The 14626-nt window shown below is 64.9% G+C and carries 11 protein-coding genes and 1 tRNA gene; 8 read left to right on the top strand and 4 right to left on the bottom strand.

Annotated elements, in window-relative coordinates; translation table 11 throughout:
* Nucleotides 1-14 precede the first annotated feature (14 nt).
* Nucleotides 15-332, bottom strand: a complete 318-nt coding sequence (locus W911_RS18735) for a DUF485 domain-containing protein (protein WP_023787260.1) — start codon at nt 330-332, stop codon at nt 15-17.
* A 195-nt stretch (nt 333-527) separates the two neighbouring features.
* Nucleotides 528-601, bottom strand: a tRNA-Cys gene (locus W911_RS09155).
* A gap of 186 nt (nt 602-787) precedes the next feature.
* On the opposite strand from W911_RS09155, the gene W911_RS09160 reads away from it, so the two are divergent.
* The 6 genes from W911_RS09160 to W911_RS09185 all read left to right on the top strand — a co-directional run bounded on the left by W911_RS09160 (nt 788) and on the right by W911_RS09185 (nt 9713).
* Nucleotides 788-1180, top strand: coding sequence for a YkvA family protein (locus tag W911_RS09160; RefSeq protein WP_023787261.1), 393 nt, complete (start codon nt 788-790; stop codon nt 1178-1180).
* A gap of 117 nt (nt 1181-1297) precedes the next feature.
* Nucleotides 1298-1963 (top strand): protein-L-isoaspartate O-methyltransferase family protein, encoded by a 666-nt coding sequence (locus W911_RS09165; protein ID WP_041316440.1) that lies wholly within the window; start codon nt 1298-1300, stop codon nt 1961-1963.
* A 354-nt stretch (nt 1964-2317) separates the two neighbouring features.
* Nucleotides 2318-3775, top strand: coding sequence for a TolC family outer membrane protein (locus W911_RS09170; protein ID WP_051388537.1), 1458 nt, complete (start codon nt 2318-2320; stop codon nt 3773-3775).
* A gap of 323 nt (nt 3776-4098) precedes the next feature.
* Nucleotides 4099-5061 carry a DUF2497 domain-containing protein gene (locus W911_RS18740; RefSeq protein ID WP_023787264.1) on the top strand — a complete coding sequence of 321 codons (963 nt, stop codon included), beginning with the start codon at nt 4099-4101 and terminating at the stop codon, nt 5059-5061.
* A gap of 233 nt (nt 5062-5294) precedes the next feature.
* Nucleotides 5295-6743 (top strand): DUF2497 domain-containing protein, encoded by a 1449-nt coding sequence (locus W911_RS09180; RefSeq protein ID WP_023787265.1) that lies wholly within the window; start codon nt 5295-5297, stop codon nt 6741-6743.
* Between the two features lie 156 nt (nt 6744-6899).
* Nucleotides 6900-9713: a valine--tRNA ligase gene (locus tag W911_RS09185; RefSeq protein ID WP_023787266.1), complete on the top strand. Its 2814-nt coding sequence runs from the start codon at nt 6900-6902 to the stop codon at nt 9711-9713.
* An 82-nt stretch (nt 9714-9795) separates the two neighbouring features.
* Here the strand turns inward: W911_RS09185 and W911_RS09190 are convergent, their stop codons facing one another.
* Entirely contained in the window at nt 9796-10401 is a 606-nt protein-coding gene (locus tag W911_RS09190) for a DUF2939 domain-containing protein (RefSeq protein WP_023787267.1), read from the bottom strand.
* 597 nt (nt 10402-10998) lie between these two features.
* Between W911_RS09190 and ilvD the strand changes: the two genes are divergently transcribed.
* Together ilvD and W911_RS09200 are read left to right on the top strand one after the other, a co-directional pair.
* A complete protein-coding gene (gene ilvD / locus W911_RS09195; protein ID WP_023787268.1) occupies nt 10999-12723 on the top strand; it encodes a dihydroxy-acid dehydratase in 1725 nt (574 codons plus the stop codon).
* Nucleotides 12710-13747: a tetratricopeptide repeat protein gene (locus W911_RS09200; protein ID WP_023787269.1), complete on the top strand. Its 1038-nt coding sequence runs from the start codon at nt 12710-12712 to the stop codon at nt 13745-13747. The genes ilvD and W911_RS09200 overlap by 14 nt, the downstream gene beginning before the upstream one ends.
* A gap of 93 nt (nt 13748-13840) precedes the next feature.
* Here W911_RS09200 and xth read toward each other — a convergent pair whose 3' ends face one another.
* A complete protein-coding gene (gene xth / locus W911_RS09205) occupies nt 13841-14620 on the bottom strand; it encodes an exodeoxyribonuclease III (RefSeq protein ID WP_023787270.1) in 780 nt (259 codons plus the stop codon).
* Nucleotides 14621-14626: the final 6 nt, after the last annotated feature.

The following is a 14626-nucleotide window of genomic DNA, read 5'->3' on the forward strand; positions in this document are numbered from 1 at the left end:
GACGGCAGGGATGTTCACGAGGCGGCCCTCGCGACGATGCTGTCGATCCTGGCGTCGAAGTCGCTGTTGGCGCGGTGGGCGTAGAAGCCGGTGAGCGCTACCGCCAGGACGATGGTGCCGACGCCTGCCGCGATGCCGACGGTCATGGTGCCGTCTCCGATGGGACGGGCAAGGAGGCCGGGGGCGAAGGCCACGAGCAGGATGAAGCCGAAATAGACGGCCAATGTCACGGCCGAGAGAACCCAGGCGAGGCGCGTGCGCCGCTTTACGACAGGGTAGAATTCTGGGTCGCGCTTGACCTTCTCGATCATCGCGGCGGTATCCGTTAGCATTTGGGCCCGTTCCCCCGATTGGCAGCCTTGCCGGCAGGCCGGTGGCTCTCATCTCGTCATTGGCCGAAAGATTAGCGGATTGGAGCCTGAGCGAAAGCTGTTCCTTGGGAGGCTGTCCCAAGAATTGTCGCGCGGGCGTGCCGCGCGCACAGGCCACGGCTCGGCTCTCAACATGATGGGCGTACTTGGAAATTTTGGAGGCCACGGCCGGAATCGAACCGGCGTATACGGATTTGCAGTCCGCTGCGTCACCACTCCGCCACGTGGCCTCTCGATGGACGTCGGCAAAAGGAGGTGGTGGGCTCCTTTTCATGTCCGGTTGCGCGTTCGAAGGACGCGATCCGAAGATCTTCCCGTCTCGGCGCCGCACGCATCTATCATATAGACAAAGGCTAGGACAAGCTCAGGGTTTATCCGGAGCGGAGGAGCGGGCTATCGGGAACGGGAAATGGAGGATGCGTGCGGCCCGGCCGTGGCGGGACAAGCTGGAGGCTGCGGCCCGGCGCGCCAAACGCGATGGCGTGGCGCTCTATCTGGCGGCCCGCGATCCGCGTGTGTCCTGGGTGGTCAAGGCGCTCGCGGTGCTGGTTGCAGCCTATGTCCTCTCACCCATCGATCTCATTCCCGACTTCATCCCCGTGCTGGGGCTGCTCGACGAACTGATCCTCCTGCCGCTCGCCGTGGTCTCGATCGCGCGCCTCATCGATCCCGTGCTGATGGCCGAGTTCAGAGCCGAGGCGGAGACACTGGCCGACCGGCCCCGCAGCCGGCTCGGGATCGTGGTCGTGGCGGTCGTCTGGAGCGCGGCGGCGTTTGCGGTTTGTTGGGCGCTTTGGCCCAGGGGATAGAACAGGCGCGGCGTCGCGCGCTGTGGCCGCGGGCTGCAACTTCGCATATGTTCGGCTCGATCGTGCCCGATAGGATCGGCGCGGTGAGATTTCTGGCGCCCGCCTCGGAGGACCAACATGGATTACGCCGTACCGCGCAGGAATATGGTCGAATCGCAGGTGCGGCCGAGCGACGTCACCGATCGTCGCATCATCCGCGCAATGGCGGACATCCCGCGCGAGGCTTTCGTGCCGGAGGCGTCCCGCCCGGTGGCCTACATGGACGGCCCCGTTGCGCTCGGTTCGTCCTCGGGCGGAGCGCCGCGCACGATGCTGGAGCCCAGGACCTTCGCGAAGCTCGTTCAGGCGGCGCAGATCGAACCGACCGCTGCCGTCCTCGATATCGGGGCCGCGACCGGCTATTCGTCGGCCATTCTGGCTCGGCTCGGCGGCCGTGTCGTGGCGCTTGAGAGCGACGCCGCCCTCGCCGCGCTCGCTCGCGAGACCCTGGCCAAAATCGGTGCGGAAGGGATCGAGGTCGTGACCGGCGATCTTGTGGCCGGCTGGTCCGAGGGCGGGCCCTACGATGCGATCGTGATCGAAGGCGCCGTCGAGACGGTTCCGCCAGGGCTGCTCGATCAACTCAAGGACGGCGGCCGGTTGGTGGCGATCCTGTCGCGTCACGGCGCCGGGCGGGCGACGGTGTGGCGGCGCGATGGAAGTGTGTTCGGCACGCAAGACGTGTTCGACGCCAATAGCGAGGTTTTGCCGGGCTTTGAGCGGGCGCCTGCATTCGTCTTCTGATATTTCGAGGCTGGCCCCTTGCAGAGGCTGGTCTCCTTCCTAATCTTGCAGTGCGCAGCGGGCGGAGCGTCCGTTGCGGCTTGTCGATGTTTTTCTTGCATTTCAGTAGCTTGCTTAAGCGACGCGGGCGGCGGCTGCCGTCCCGTCTCGCTGCTCCCAGCTCGATGTGTGTGGGAATGCTGCCACGCACACGCCGGCATGTGCCCGGTGCGGCTTGTCTTGTCCTTCTTCGAATCGGATGCCTCCTCTAGAATCGTTAACTGTTGAGAAATTTTTGGGGGGAGCGTCCGCCACTTGGCAGCCGGCATTTGCGACGGGCCTTGTTGGAGTGGAGCCGTCTAGGCAGGTCTTGGAATGACATTAGTGAAAGTCAAACCGAGTTTTCGGCTGAGGGCTCTTGCTGCTCTTGTGGCCGTGACAGGCGTTGGGCTGTATCCGGTCTATGCCGCGCGTGCGGAAACGCTGAACGAGGCACTTGCCTCGGCCTACCAGTATAATCCACGTCTCGATGCCGAGCGGGCCCGCTTGAGAGCCACGGACGAAGAGGTGACCCGCGCGCGGTCCGGCTTCCGGCCAAGGATCACCGGCAGCGCCGACATCAACTGGCAGCATAACCGCACCCGTACGGTCGGCGTTCCGGGAAGCACGCACAACGACTTCAGCCCGAAGGGGTATGGGGTCGATTTCGTGCAGCCCATTTTTAGCGGTTTCCGTGTCATCAACGCGGTCAACGAGTCGGAAGCGAACGTGCGTGCCGCGCGTGAGACGCTTCGTGGCGTCGAGCAGTTCGTCCTGCTTGAGGCGGTCACGGCTTTCATGGACGTCGTGCGCGACCAGGCCATCGTCCGGCTGCGCGAGAACAACGTCAACGTCCTGACGCGCGAGCTGCGCGCGACCGAAGATCGCTTCGGGGTGGGCGAGGTGACACGCACCGACGTGGCGCAAGCACAGGCTCGTCGCGCAGGTTCCGTCTCCGCGCTCGATCTCGCGAAGGCGAATCTTCAGACGAGCCGCGGATCCTACGAGCGCGTCATCGGTCATGCGCCGAACAATCTGGTGGAGCCCAACGGATACCAGCACGCCATTCCGGGCTCGCTCCAGGAAGCGATCGATATCGGAACGCATGAAAATCCCGTCGTGGTGGGTGCGCTCTACCTCGAACAGGCTGCGCGGTTCGGCGTCGATAGGATTCGTGGCGAGTTGCTTCCGACGGTGCAGCTCGAAGCGTTCTATCAGGATCGGTTCGATACCTCGCCCATCACGCGCGAATCCGAAACCGCCGCCGTGACGGGCCGCCTGACGGTGCCGATCTACGAAGGCGGCGAGGTCTATGCGCGCGTCCGTCAGCAGAAGCACATTCACGTCAGCCGTTTGCAGGAAATCGAGCAGGCGCGGAGCGAGGCCGAAGCGGAAGTGGTGGCCACGTGGTCGCAGCTTCTCGCGGCGCGGGCGCAGGTGGAATCCGATCAGTCACAGGTGCAGGCCAATACCACCGCTCTGACGGGGGTTCGCGAGGAAGAGCGCGTCGGTCAGCGCACACTTCTCGACGTGCTTAACGCCGAGGTCGAACTTTTGAACTCGCAGGTGCAGCTCGTGTCTACGCGCCGCAACGTGGTGGTGTCGAGCTACGCCGTTCTCTCCGCGCTGGGCCGCCTGGACGCAATAAATCTCGGCTTTACTTCGGTCGCCTACGATCCTGAAGCGCATTATCAAGAAGTGCGCCGTAAGCCTTGGGGTACCTCGATTACCCACTCCGACGGACGCACGGAAGAGTTGTCCGGCGAGTCCGATTGGGCGGCAGGCGTAAAATAAATCGCTTGAGCCTCCCCGCCCGCCTGCGCTAGCTCAGAAAAATCTGCTCGTCGATTTTTGTTGTCATGTGGCTTTGCCACATCGTCGCCCACTATGGTGCTTAGCGTCACCTTCGGTGGGAGTCCCACACACAACTTTGCATGAGCGGGAATGCTGCGTCGGCTGGGGCGCTTAGTTGCTCCTCGCAAGCGTGAGCTGAACGTGCTCCTCGTCGCGTGCTGCGTACGAGGCTCTGGCGTCGCTGTCTGCGGCGTCCACTAAGTCGGGGGCGGTGCCTTTGCGGGTCGGTGCCGTGTGTCGTGGTGTGCGTAGGGAGTGGCGTCATGAACATGACAGAGAAGAACGGCCAGCCGAGCATGGAGGAGATCCTCGCGTCGATCCGCAGGATCATCGCCGAGGAGCCCGCAAACCAGGCTTACGGAGATTTCCGCGGCAGCCAGCCTATCGTACTTAAAGGTGACGGCGTCCTCGACGACGCCGGCGATTTCGATCTACCCGCGATTTTCCGTTCGTCTTCGCTGCCCGCGCCGGACCGTCCGGCTCCGCTGCTTGGCCGCTTGACGGATGCGATCCGCAACGCGACGACGACGCCGGTCGAGGGGGCGAGCAACGGCGAGGATCACGGTCACAGCAACGGTTCTGGCGTGAACGGCGGCAAACAGCCGGACGTCCATCAGCCCTATCAAGGCTTGAGTTCGCTTCAGCCGGTCCGTACCGAGGCTTATCGCGTCGAGGACGCGGCCTCGATGAATGGTTCCGCTCATGTCAATGGGCATAAGAACGGGCAGGCCGCTGAGGTTGTCGCGGCCCCTGCGGCGGAACCAGCCGCTCCGGTCCATGGAGCGGGTGCCGGCGCCGAGCAGCCCAAGCGGGTGATGGCGTCGTTCAAGGACACGCACTTCATGAAGATGTCGGCGGCGCCGAGCCCAGTTTCCACGCCTGCCCCGGCGGCTGTGGCCGAGCCTTCGCTTCCGGTAACTCCTGTCGCCTTCGCGCCGCCTGTCGCTTCGTTCGAGCCGGAGGCGATGCCGCCGGTGATGGCCTATGTCGAGGAGGTTCTGGAGGACATGCCCGCACCGCAGGTGGTGGCGATGCCGCCGCCTCCGCTGCCCGCCTCGGCCGTGCCTGCTGAGACGATGGAGGGTGTCGGCTCCATCGAAGACACGACGGCGGATCTCTTGCGGCCGATGCTTCGTCAGTGGCTGGCCGACAATATGCCACGCATGGTGGAAAAGGCGCTCCATATCGAGATCGCGGAAAGTGTCAAGCCGCTGAAAAAGCTATAGAACGCGTGCCGCAGGCGTTCCCGTTGCCCAAAATGCGGGGCTGCCTCGAAAACGTCGCAAGCCGGGCCGAGCATATGTCCCGGTGGAGAGCACGCATAAATCCGCCGGATGCGTTGATGCCGGGGGGGATCGGCGGTACGTGTTCCCTAGTTACGCGGAATGGCGCGTGTCCATCCTCGTGCGAGGCTCTCGCATGAGGCGGCGCGCGCTCCTATCGGCTGGACAGGTGGGGTATGAATAGACCGGACAAGCCGGGCGAGCTCAGTATCGACGAAATCCTGGCGTCGATCCGCCAGAACGTTTCCGAGGAGCCTGACGCTCCGGCGCAGTCCGCTCTCGACCCTGTGCCGGAGGCTTCGCCGCCCGTGGTCCCGGGTCACGCTGCCCCGCCGCCGCTGGAAACACCTCCCTCGCTTCAGGATCGGTTGAACGGGACGTTCGGCAACGGCCTCTCTGCCGGGGGGGCGAGAGTTGCGGGACCGAACGGGACGAAGCGTCTGCTGCCGTTCGATCAAGATCTTGCCGATCTTCTCGACGAGCCGGATGCGGCGAACGCCGCGAGCGCGACGCCAAAGCCCGAGACCCGGTTGGCGCCAGAGCCGGGGGGACACGGTGCGACGCCGCCATCCGTGACGAACGGTCCCGTGGAACCGGCGGCTGCGGCGAATGCTCCGTCGTCTCCTTCGCCCGATGCCGCTGCATCGGCGCCGCCCGCCGCGCCTGCACCTTTCGGTCGTGGTTTTGCGGAGAGCGCCCCTGCGCCACGTCCCCAGACGTTTGGCTTTCCACCGCTGACGAACCGGAAGGGTTTTTTTCCGCCGGAGCGGCCGGAGCCGGTGTTGCCGCCGGTCCGGAGCGACGATCTCGCCAAGACTGCCGCGCCCAACCCGTTGCTTGCGGCTAAGGAACCATCGCCAGCACCGGCCCTCTCCAGCTCCAGCAGCGCGAACGCCAGCGCTGCCGATCGGGTTTCGACGGCCGACCCGGCAACGCGCTTTCCGGATTTCGGCTCCGTCGTGCCCAGCGATGTGGCGGGACGTGGCCAGCCGACGCCCGACAGCGCGTTCGGTGCGCCGCCGCGTGTCGGCAGCGGTGCCGCGGCGCATGTGGGCACGAACGGATTTTCGCTTCGTCTGCCTCAGCTCGATCAGTCGGAGCCTCATACGTCTCTCGGCCGCGCGCCTCCGTCTCCCTCGCTTTCGACGGCTGCGTCGCCCGTCGTTCCGAATCCGGCTGCGCCGGAGCCAGCGAAGACGTCATTCGGCGCAAAGCCCGACGCTGCTCCCGTTGCTGCGGATGCGGCGGGCAAGGATGCGGCGGCGGATGCGCTCGGTGCGCTTGCGCAGGGGCTTGCGGCATCTACGGCCAAATCGGATATGCCCGACGGCGTCGGCGCGGCGGCGCTTCAGGATCGCGCGCGTGCGTCGAGCGCTAGCGCTCAGGCGGCTGCATCGCCGCTTCCGGCTGCTCCACCGGCAACGGCGCCTGTGGCGACGCAATTGGTTTCCGAAGCGGATGCCGCGCCAGGACGTACGCTTGAGGATGTGGTGGCGGATATGCTGCGCCCCATGCTGCAGAAGTGGGTGGCGGAGAACATGCCGCGCATCATGGAGAAGGCGCTCCGCTCCGAGATGCAGCGAACGCTCGGCTCCGGCGGCGGCACCAAGCCGCCGGGCTCGTGAGGCGCCGCTCTCCCTTTACCGACGCTCTTCAATTCTCCTGTCCCGCGCAACCTTGTATCCCGTGCTGGCGGCCCGGTCCCGCCGATTGACAGGCGGCGAGCGGGTTCGTAGGACGCCTGCTCCCCTTTCTTTTTCCTGTAAAGGCTCGCTCTTCCCATGCTCGACAAGACCTATCAGCCCGCCGAGATCGAGCCGCGCATCACCGATCAATGGGACAAGGCCGAGGCCTTCCGCGCCGGGCGCCCGGAGCGTGAGGGCGCCGAGCCCTATTCGATCGTCATCCCGCCGCCCAACGTGACCGGCTCGCTCCATATGGGGCACGCGCTCAACAATACGTTGCAGGACGTGCTGGTGCGTTTCGAGCGGATGCGGGGCCGCGACGTGCTGTGGCAGCCGGGAACGGATCACGCGGGCATCGCGACGCAGATGGTGGTGGAGCGCCAACTCGCGTCCGAGGGCAAGGGCGACCGTCGCAGTCTGGGCCGTGCCGCGTTTCTCGATGAGGTGTGGCGCTGGAAGGACGAGAGCGGCTCCACCATCCTCAATCAGCTCCGGCGGCTCGGCGCGTCGTGCGACTGGAGCCGCGAGCGCTTCACGATGGACGAGGGGCTTTCGCGCGCCGTCGTCAAAGTGTTCGTGCAGCTCTATCGCGACGGGCTGATCTACAAGGACAAGCGCCTCGTCAACTGGGACCCGAAGTTCCAGACGGCGATTTCGGATCTCGAAGTCGTGCAGGTCGAGGTCAAGGGATCGCTCACGTGGGCCGATGGAGACCTGGAGGCGCCGTTCGATGCGGCGGCGCTGGCGAAGGCGCTCAAGAAAGATCCTTCGGGGCACATGTATCACTTCCGCTACCCGCTGGCGGACGGGAAGACGTACGAGCATCCGATTGCGTTCGACGAGGAGGGGAAGCCCACCGCGTTCGAGACGCGCGGCTACATCGTCGTGGCGACGACGCGTCCCGAGACAATGCTGGGCGACAGCGGCGTTGCCGTGCATCCCGATGATACGCGCTATGCGGCGCTCGTCGCGGCCGGTGCCAAGATCAAGCTGCCGCTTGTCGGGCGCGAGATTCCGATCGTTGCGGACGAGTATTCCGATCCCGAGAAGGGGACGGGTGCGGTGAAGATCACGCCCGCGCACGACTTCAACGACTTCGAGGTGGGCAAGCGGCACGATCTCGCGAAGATCAACGTGCTCGACGCGTTCGGGAAGCTCAACGAGGACGTGCCGGCTGCCTATTGCGGGCTCGACCGTTTCGAGGCGCGCGAGAAGATCGTTGCCGATCTCGCGGCTCTCGGTTTGCTCGCGATGATCGAGCCGACGACGCATACGGTGCCGCACGGCGACCGTTCGAACGTCGTCATCGAGCCGTGGCTTACGGACCAATGGTACGTGAACGCCGAGGAACTCGCGAAGCCGGCCATTGCGGCCGTCGAGTCCGGCAAGACGAAGTTCGTTCCGCAGAACTGGGAGAAGACCTACTTCGAATGGATGCGCAACATCCAGCCTTGGTGCATTTCGCGCCAGCTCTGGTGGGGGCATCAGATCCCGGCGTGGTACGGACCCGACGGGCATGTGTTCGTGGCCGCCGACGAGGCGGAGGCACGCGCACTCGCCGAGACGCATTATGCGGGGTCGAACGTTCCGTTGACGCTCACGCGCGACGAGGACGTGCTGGACACGTGGTTTTCGTCGGCGCTGTGGCCGTTCTCGACGCTCGGCTGGCCGGACGAGACCGCCGAAGTTGCGCGCTACTATCCGACGAGCGTGCTTGTCACCGGCTTCGACATCATCTTCTTCTGGGTCGCCCGCATGATGATGATGGGGCTGCACTTCATGAAGGAGGTGCCGTTCCACGACGTCTACATCCATGCCCTCGTGCGCGACGAGCGCGGGCAGAAGATGTCGAAGTCGAAGGGGAACGTGATCGATCCCCTGCAACTCGCCGATAAGTACGGCGCGGATGCGCTGCGCTTCACGCTGGCCGCCATGGCCGCGCAGGGACGCGACATCAAGCTCGCGCCGGCGCGTGTCGAGGGCTACCGCAACTTCGCGACCAAGCTCTGGAACGCGGCGCGTTTCAGCGAGATGAACGAGTGCGTGCGCCAGTTCGATTTCGATCCGCATGGGGTGACGCACACGCTCAACCGCTGGATCGTGGGCGAGACGGAGCGCGCCGCCAACGCCGTGACGCAGGGCCTCGAAGGCTACCGTTTCAACGAAGCCGCGGGCGCGATCTACGAATTCGTGTGGGGCGTCTACTGCGACTGGTATCTGGAGCTGATCAAGCCGATCCTCGCGGGCGACGACGAGGAAGCGAAGGCCGAGACGCGCAACTGCGCGGCATGGGCGCTCGACCAGTGCTTGAAGCTTCTGCACCCCTTCATGCCCTTCATCACGGAAGAGCTGTGGGCGCACATGGTGGAGCATGGCGAGCGGCGGCAGTCGCTGCTGTGTCTCTCCGAATGGCCGCGTCTTTCCGGCCTCGCGAGCGCGGAGGCGGACGCCGAGATCGGCTGGATCGTCGAACTCGTTTCCGAGGTGCGTTCGGTGCGGACGGAAATGAACGTTCCGGCGGGGGCAAAAATTCCGCTGATCATCTCGGGCGCGAGCGAGGCGACGGTTGCGCGTGCGCGCCGTCACGAGGAGACGATCAGCCGGCTTGCGCGTCTCGAAAGCATCTCGTTTGGGGATGCGATCCCGAAGGGTGCGGCGCTGATCGTGATCGACGGGGCGACGGCCGCGCTACCGCTGGAAGGCGTCATCGACATGCAGGCGGAACGCAAGCGTCTTGCGAAGGAAATCGAGCGCGCCGAGGGCGACCGCACCAAGGCGTCCAACTGGCTCGCGAACGAAGCGAACGTCGCGAAGTCGCCGGCGCATGTGGTGGAGCTTAACCGCGAGCGGGTCGTCGAGGGCGACGAACGGATCAAGCGGCTCAAGGCGGCGCTGAAGCGGATCGAGTAGGTTTTGCGCTCACGGGCCTGTTCGGCCGGCGCACTTGCGCCGGGTCGCGTTGCTCCCGGGCTGCTGGCGCAGCCGTATTCGCTCACGTCCATTTAGCCATTGAGGTGAGTGACGCCTCGCGGATTTTCCGGACGCGCAGTTCGGTGAGCTTCCAGCTCAGGCCGCGCAGCTTCATCAGGCCGACGTAATGGCGCGTCGGATCGTTTCGGTCGGCCATTTCGATCTCGAATTCGGTCGGCGAATGGAATTCCGCACGCTTGACGCGCGACCAAAACAGGCGCGCCCGCTCGGGCCAGGGGAGGGCCGCGTCGGCCGCAGCTTGGCCCGAGACGCTCTCCCGATAGAACTGGCGCACGTTGAAGAGCTGGGGCAGGCCTTCGGGCGTGATGTAGGCATCAACCATGCCGTCGATGGCGCGCCGCCCGAGACCTGCTTTGATGCGTTGCCAGAGGCCGCGCTGTGTGACCGCGGTATCGCCACTCGCGACGGGCACGGGACCAGTCGCGAACTCCATGAGCGAGCCGCGCAGTGTCTCACGGACCGTCTGCCATTCGATCCTTTCGGCCAAGTATGCGGTGTCGCCGTTGCGGATGGCCTCACGAAGGAACCACGCCCCGACGAACGGGGAGGCGATGTAGCCCGCTGCGAGAAAGAAGGCGGCGATGGCCGCTATCCCAGACGATTTCATCGGTTCTCCCGGCCCCGGTCCGGCGTGTCGCTTTCTCCATATAAACCAATGATTTGGGCCGCGTTCGGGCCAAGATATGACGTGCTCGAAGAAATCTGCGCCATCGTGTGCGAAGAAAGCGATTGTGCATCAACGGTTTGGCGGAGGGGCTAATTGTGGCGGCGCGACCAAACGCTCCGGTCTGCGCATTTTTCCGGGCCTCGGAACAGTCTTATCACGGCCCATCATCGGCCGGGATCGGGTGCTAGCCATATAGGCTCTCCGGAGGGTCAAGCATTAACTGTGTTCTCAAAGCCACGCCTTCGCAATCGTCCGGAAAACGGACGCGGCACTTAACCGATGTTGCCTTGCGGCAACGAAATTCCCATCTGATGCCTCGTTTGAGCCACAAAGAAAGCGCAACGAAAAGTAGGAATGAACGGGAAGCTGCGGGGGCTTCAGGTTCGGAGCCGGCGATCACCCTCTTTTGCGGGGCAAACGGCCGGTCCTTTCGGAAGCGACCTTTATTGAAATCACTTGGGGGACCCGCTCTTGAGCGGTGCTGCGCTTTGATGCGTGGCCGCGTCGAGAGCGTTTAAGAAGAAACGGAATGCACTGATGGACGCGAAGACGTTCGACAAATCGAAGTTGCCCAGCCGGCATGTCACGGAAGGCCCGTCGCGCGCGCCTCATCGGTCCTACTATTATGCCATGGGTCTCACGGAAGAAGAGATCCATCGTCCGTTCGTCGGCGTCGTGTCGTGCTGGAACGAAGCGGCACCCTGCAACATCGCGCTTCAGCGCCAGGCGCAGTCGGTCAAGGCCGGCGTCAAGGAAGCGGGCGGTACGCCGCGCGAGTTCTGCACCATCACCGTGACCGACGGCATCGCCATGGGTCACCAGGGTATGAAGTCGTCGCTCGTTTCGCGCGAGGTGATTGCGGATTCCATCGAGCTCACCATGCGCGGCCACAGCTACGATGCGCTGGTTGGCGTCGCGGGCTGCGACAAGAGCCTGCCCGGCACGATGATGGCCATGCTGCGCCTCAACGTGCCTTCGGTGTTCATGTACGGCGGCTCGATCCTGCCGGGCAAGTTCAAGGGTCATGACGTGACCGTGCAGGACGTCTTCGAAGGCGTCGGCAAGCATTCGGTCGGCGATATGTCGGATGACGATCTGCACGAGCTCGAATGCGTGGCGTGTCCGAGCGCGGGCGCGTGCGGCGCGCAGTTCACCGCAAACACCATGGCGTGCGTTTCGGAGGCCATCGGCCTTGCGCTGCCCGGATCGGCGGGAACGCCTGCGCCCTACGAAAGCCGCGACGCCTATGCGCGTGCGAGCGGAGAAGCCGTGATGAAGCTCATCGCGCTCGGCATCCGTCCGCGCGACATCTGCACGCGTAAAGCGTTCGAGAACGCGGCGATCGTCGTTGCGGCAACGGGCGGCTCCACCAACGGCGCGCTGCATCTGCCGGCGATGGCGCACGAGTGCGGGATCGATTTCGACCTGTTCGACGTTGCCGAGATTTTCAAGAAGACGCCCTACATCGCGGATCTCAAGCCCGGCGGAAAGTACGTGGCGTCGGACGTGCACGAGATCGGCGGCGTGCCGCAGATCCTGAAAGCGCTGCTCGAAGGGGGCATCCTGCACGGCGATTGCCTGACCGTCACCGGCAAAACGATGGCGGAGAACCTTGCGTCGGTGACGTTCAACACCGAGCAGAAGGTGATCTATCCGGTTTCCAACCCGATCACGCCGACGGGCGGTGTCGTGGGCCTCAAGGGCACGCTCGCGCCGGACGGTGCGATCGTCAAGGTGGCCGGTCTCCAAAACCTGAAGTTCCGCGGTCCTGCCCGCTGCTTCGATTGCGAAGAAGATGCGTTCCACGCCGTCGAAGCGCGCGAATACAAGGACGGCGAGGTGCTGGTGATCCGCTACGAGGGCCCCAAGGGCGGCCCCGGCATGCGCGAGATGCTGGCGACGACCGCGGCGCTCTACGGGCAGGGCGCGGGCGACAAGGTCGCGCTCATCACCGACGGACGTTTCTCAGGCGCGACGCGCGGGTTCTGCGTCGGCCACGTTGGACCGGAAGCCGCCGTGGGCGGGCCCATCGGGCTCATCCAGGATGGCGATATGATTGCGATGGATGCCGTAACCGGCACGCTCGACCTCGAAGTCGACGAAGCCGAACTGGAGCGCCGCCGCAAGACCTGGAAAGCCCCGCCGAACGCGTACCAGAGCGGGGCAATAAGAAAATTTGCGGATCAGGTGGGGCCGGCCCGGTATGGCGCCGTCACCCACGCAGGCGGGAAGGCGGAAGTTCACTGCTATGCGGACATCTAGGCTTCTACTCGGTTTGATCGTGATGGCTTGCGGGCCGTTGGCGGCGCATGCGCAGTCGACGTCGTTCAGCTCGCCGCGCGAGGCGCTTCGGCAGGGCGTCAGCGCCTACCAGGGCGGCTATTACGAAATGGCGGTTCCGGCGCTCGAATATGCGGCGGCATCGAGCGAGTTCATGGCGACGTACTACCTGGCAAGGATCTACCAGGACAATACGGGCGCTTATACCGACCACGCCAAGGCGTATGCGCTGTTCGAGAAGATCGTCGACGATCATCTCGAAGCGGATCCCGATCTCGATCCCCGCGCGCCGTACATCGGCAAGGCGCTGACGGCGCTGGCCGGGTATTGGCTGAAGGGTCTTCCGGAGATCGGGCTTGCGCCGGATCCTGCGCGGGCCGTCTTCTATTTCAGTAATGCCTCGACGACGTACAACGACGAGGACGCGCAGTTCGAACTCGCCAAGCTGCAGCTTACGGGCGAGGGCGTCGAGGCCAACATTCCTCTCGGGCGGCATTGGCTCTCCATTCTGAGCCAGAACGGACACGCGGGCGCGCAGGCCTTCTTCGCCGATCTTCTCTGGCGCGGAAAGCATGTCGAACCCGATCCGGCGCGTGCCTTGGCCTTGATCGCGATTGCGGTGCGCAATGCGCCGTCGCAGGACGCGATGTGGATCGAGGACATCTATCAGAACATCTTCTGCGGTGCGGCCGAGGGAACGCGCAGTCAGGCGACGGGTATCGTCGCGCAGTGGGGCAATCGTTACGGCCGCAAGCCCGCGAAGCTGCGCGACCACAGCGGGCTGGCCCAGCTCACCGCTGCGCCCATCCGCACGTGTAAAAACGGCGAGGCGGTCGATTTCCTCTCTCCCAACCGATCGGGCATTGCGGGCAATGCCGGGCATGCGGTGACGACGACGGACCGGCTGCCGCCGCCTGATGCCCAGCAGCCGACATTCAGCTACGGTTCGGTCGGAGGCGATGCTGCGCGGCTGCGCGATGTGACAGCGCCCGGTCAGGTTCGCTGAAGCCAACAGCCGACGACAAATTTCGAAACGCGCGCTGCGGTCTTGCGGCGCGCGTTTTCGTTTGTGGAGTTTGTCCGCGAACTGTCCGCGAATTTATGTGAGCGCGACCCACACCGGCACGTGATCGGACGGTTTCTCCCAGCCCCGCGTGAAGCGGTCGATGCCCGCGCCCGAAAGGCGGTCCACGGCCTGGGGCGACAAAAGGTGATGATCGATGCGGATGCCGTCGTCCTTCTGCCAGGCGCCGGCCTGATAGTCCCAGAACGTATAGATGCCCGGCTCCGGATGGCAGGCGCGGACGGCGTCGAGATAGCCGAGGTTTTCGATGGCGCGGAATGCGCCGCGGCTTTCTGGCTGAAACAGCGCATCGTTGGTCCACGCCGCCGGGCGGCTTGCGTCCTCGGGTTCGGGAATGACGTTGTAATCGCCGGCGAGGACAACGGGCATTTCGGTCGCCAGCAGAGCGCGCGCGTGGGCTTCGAGCCGCGCCATCCAGCCGAGCTTGTAGCCAAACTTCTCGGTGCCGAGCGGGTTGCCGTTCGGCAGGTAGAGCGAGGCGACGCGGACGGACAGCGTGCCCGCGGTGACGGTCGCCTCGATGAAGCGCGACTGCACGTCGGCCTCGTCTCCGGGGAGGCCGCGCGTTACGTCTTCGAGCGGGTGAAGCGAGAGCAGTGCGACACCGTTGAAGCCTTTCTGGCCGTGCGTCTCGACCGTATAGCCGAGGTCGGTGAAGGCTTCGCGCGGGAAGCCCTCGTCCTGGCACTTGATCTCCTGCAGGCACAGCACGTCGGGCTTGGCTTCGCGCACGTAGGCGACCGCGCCCTCGATGCGCGCCCGGATGCCGTTGATGTTCCAGGTGGTGATGAGCATGGGCGT

Origin of the sequence: Hyphomicrobium nitrativorans NL23 (genome assembly GCF_000503895.1) — a bacterium.
Classification (GTDB): Bacteria; Pseudomonadota; Alphaproteobacteria; order Rhizobiales; family Hyphomicrobiaceae; genus Hyphomicrobium_C; species Hyphomicrobium_C nitrativorans.

Bases quoted from the DNA above. Each gene is read 5' to 3' on its own strand.
- W911_RS18735 (WP_023787260.1), bottom strand. From the start codon at position 332: ATGCTAACGGATACCGCCGCGATGATCGAGAAGGTCAAGCGCGACCCA.
- W911_RS09160 (WP_023787261.1), top strand. From the start codon at position 788: ATGCGTGCGGCCCGGCCGTGGCGGGACAAGCTGGAGGCTGCGGCCCGG.
- W911_RS09165 (WP_041316440.1), top strand. From the start codon at position 1,298: ATGGATTACGCCGTACCGCGCAGGAATATGGTCGAATCGCAGGTGCGG.
- W911_RS09170 (WP_051388537.1), top strand. From the start codon at position 2,318: ATGACATTAGTGAAAGTCAAACCGAGTTTTCGGCTGAGGGCTCTTGCT.
- W911_RS18740 (WP_023787264.1), top strand. From the start codon at position 4,099: ATGAACATGACAGAGAAGAACGGCCAGCCGAGCATGGAGGAGATCCTC.
- W911_RS09180 (WP_023787265.1), top strand. From the start codon at position 5,295: ATGAATAGACCGGACAAGCCGGGCGAGCTCAGTATCGACGAAATCCTG.
- W911_RS09185 (WP_023787266.1), top strand. From the start codon at position 6,900: ATGCTCGACAAGACCTATCAGCCCGCCGAGATCGAGCCGCGCATCACC.
- W911_RS09190 (WP_023787267.1), bottom strand. From the start codon at position 10,401: ATGAAATCGTCTGGGATAGCGGCCATCGCCGCCTTCTTTCTCGCAGCG.
- ilvD (WP_023787268.1), top strand. From the start codon at position 10,999: ATGGACGCGAAGACGTTCGACAAATCGAAGTTGCCCAGCCGGCATGTC.
- W911_RS09200 (WP_023787269.1), top strand. From the start codon at position 12,710: ATGCGGACATCTAGGCTTCTACTCGGTTTGATCGTGATGGCTTGCGGG.
- xth (WP_023787270.1), bottom strand. From the start codon at position 14,620: ATGCTCATCACCACCTGGAACATCAACGGCATCCGGGCGCGCATCGAG.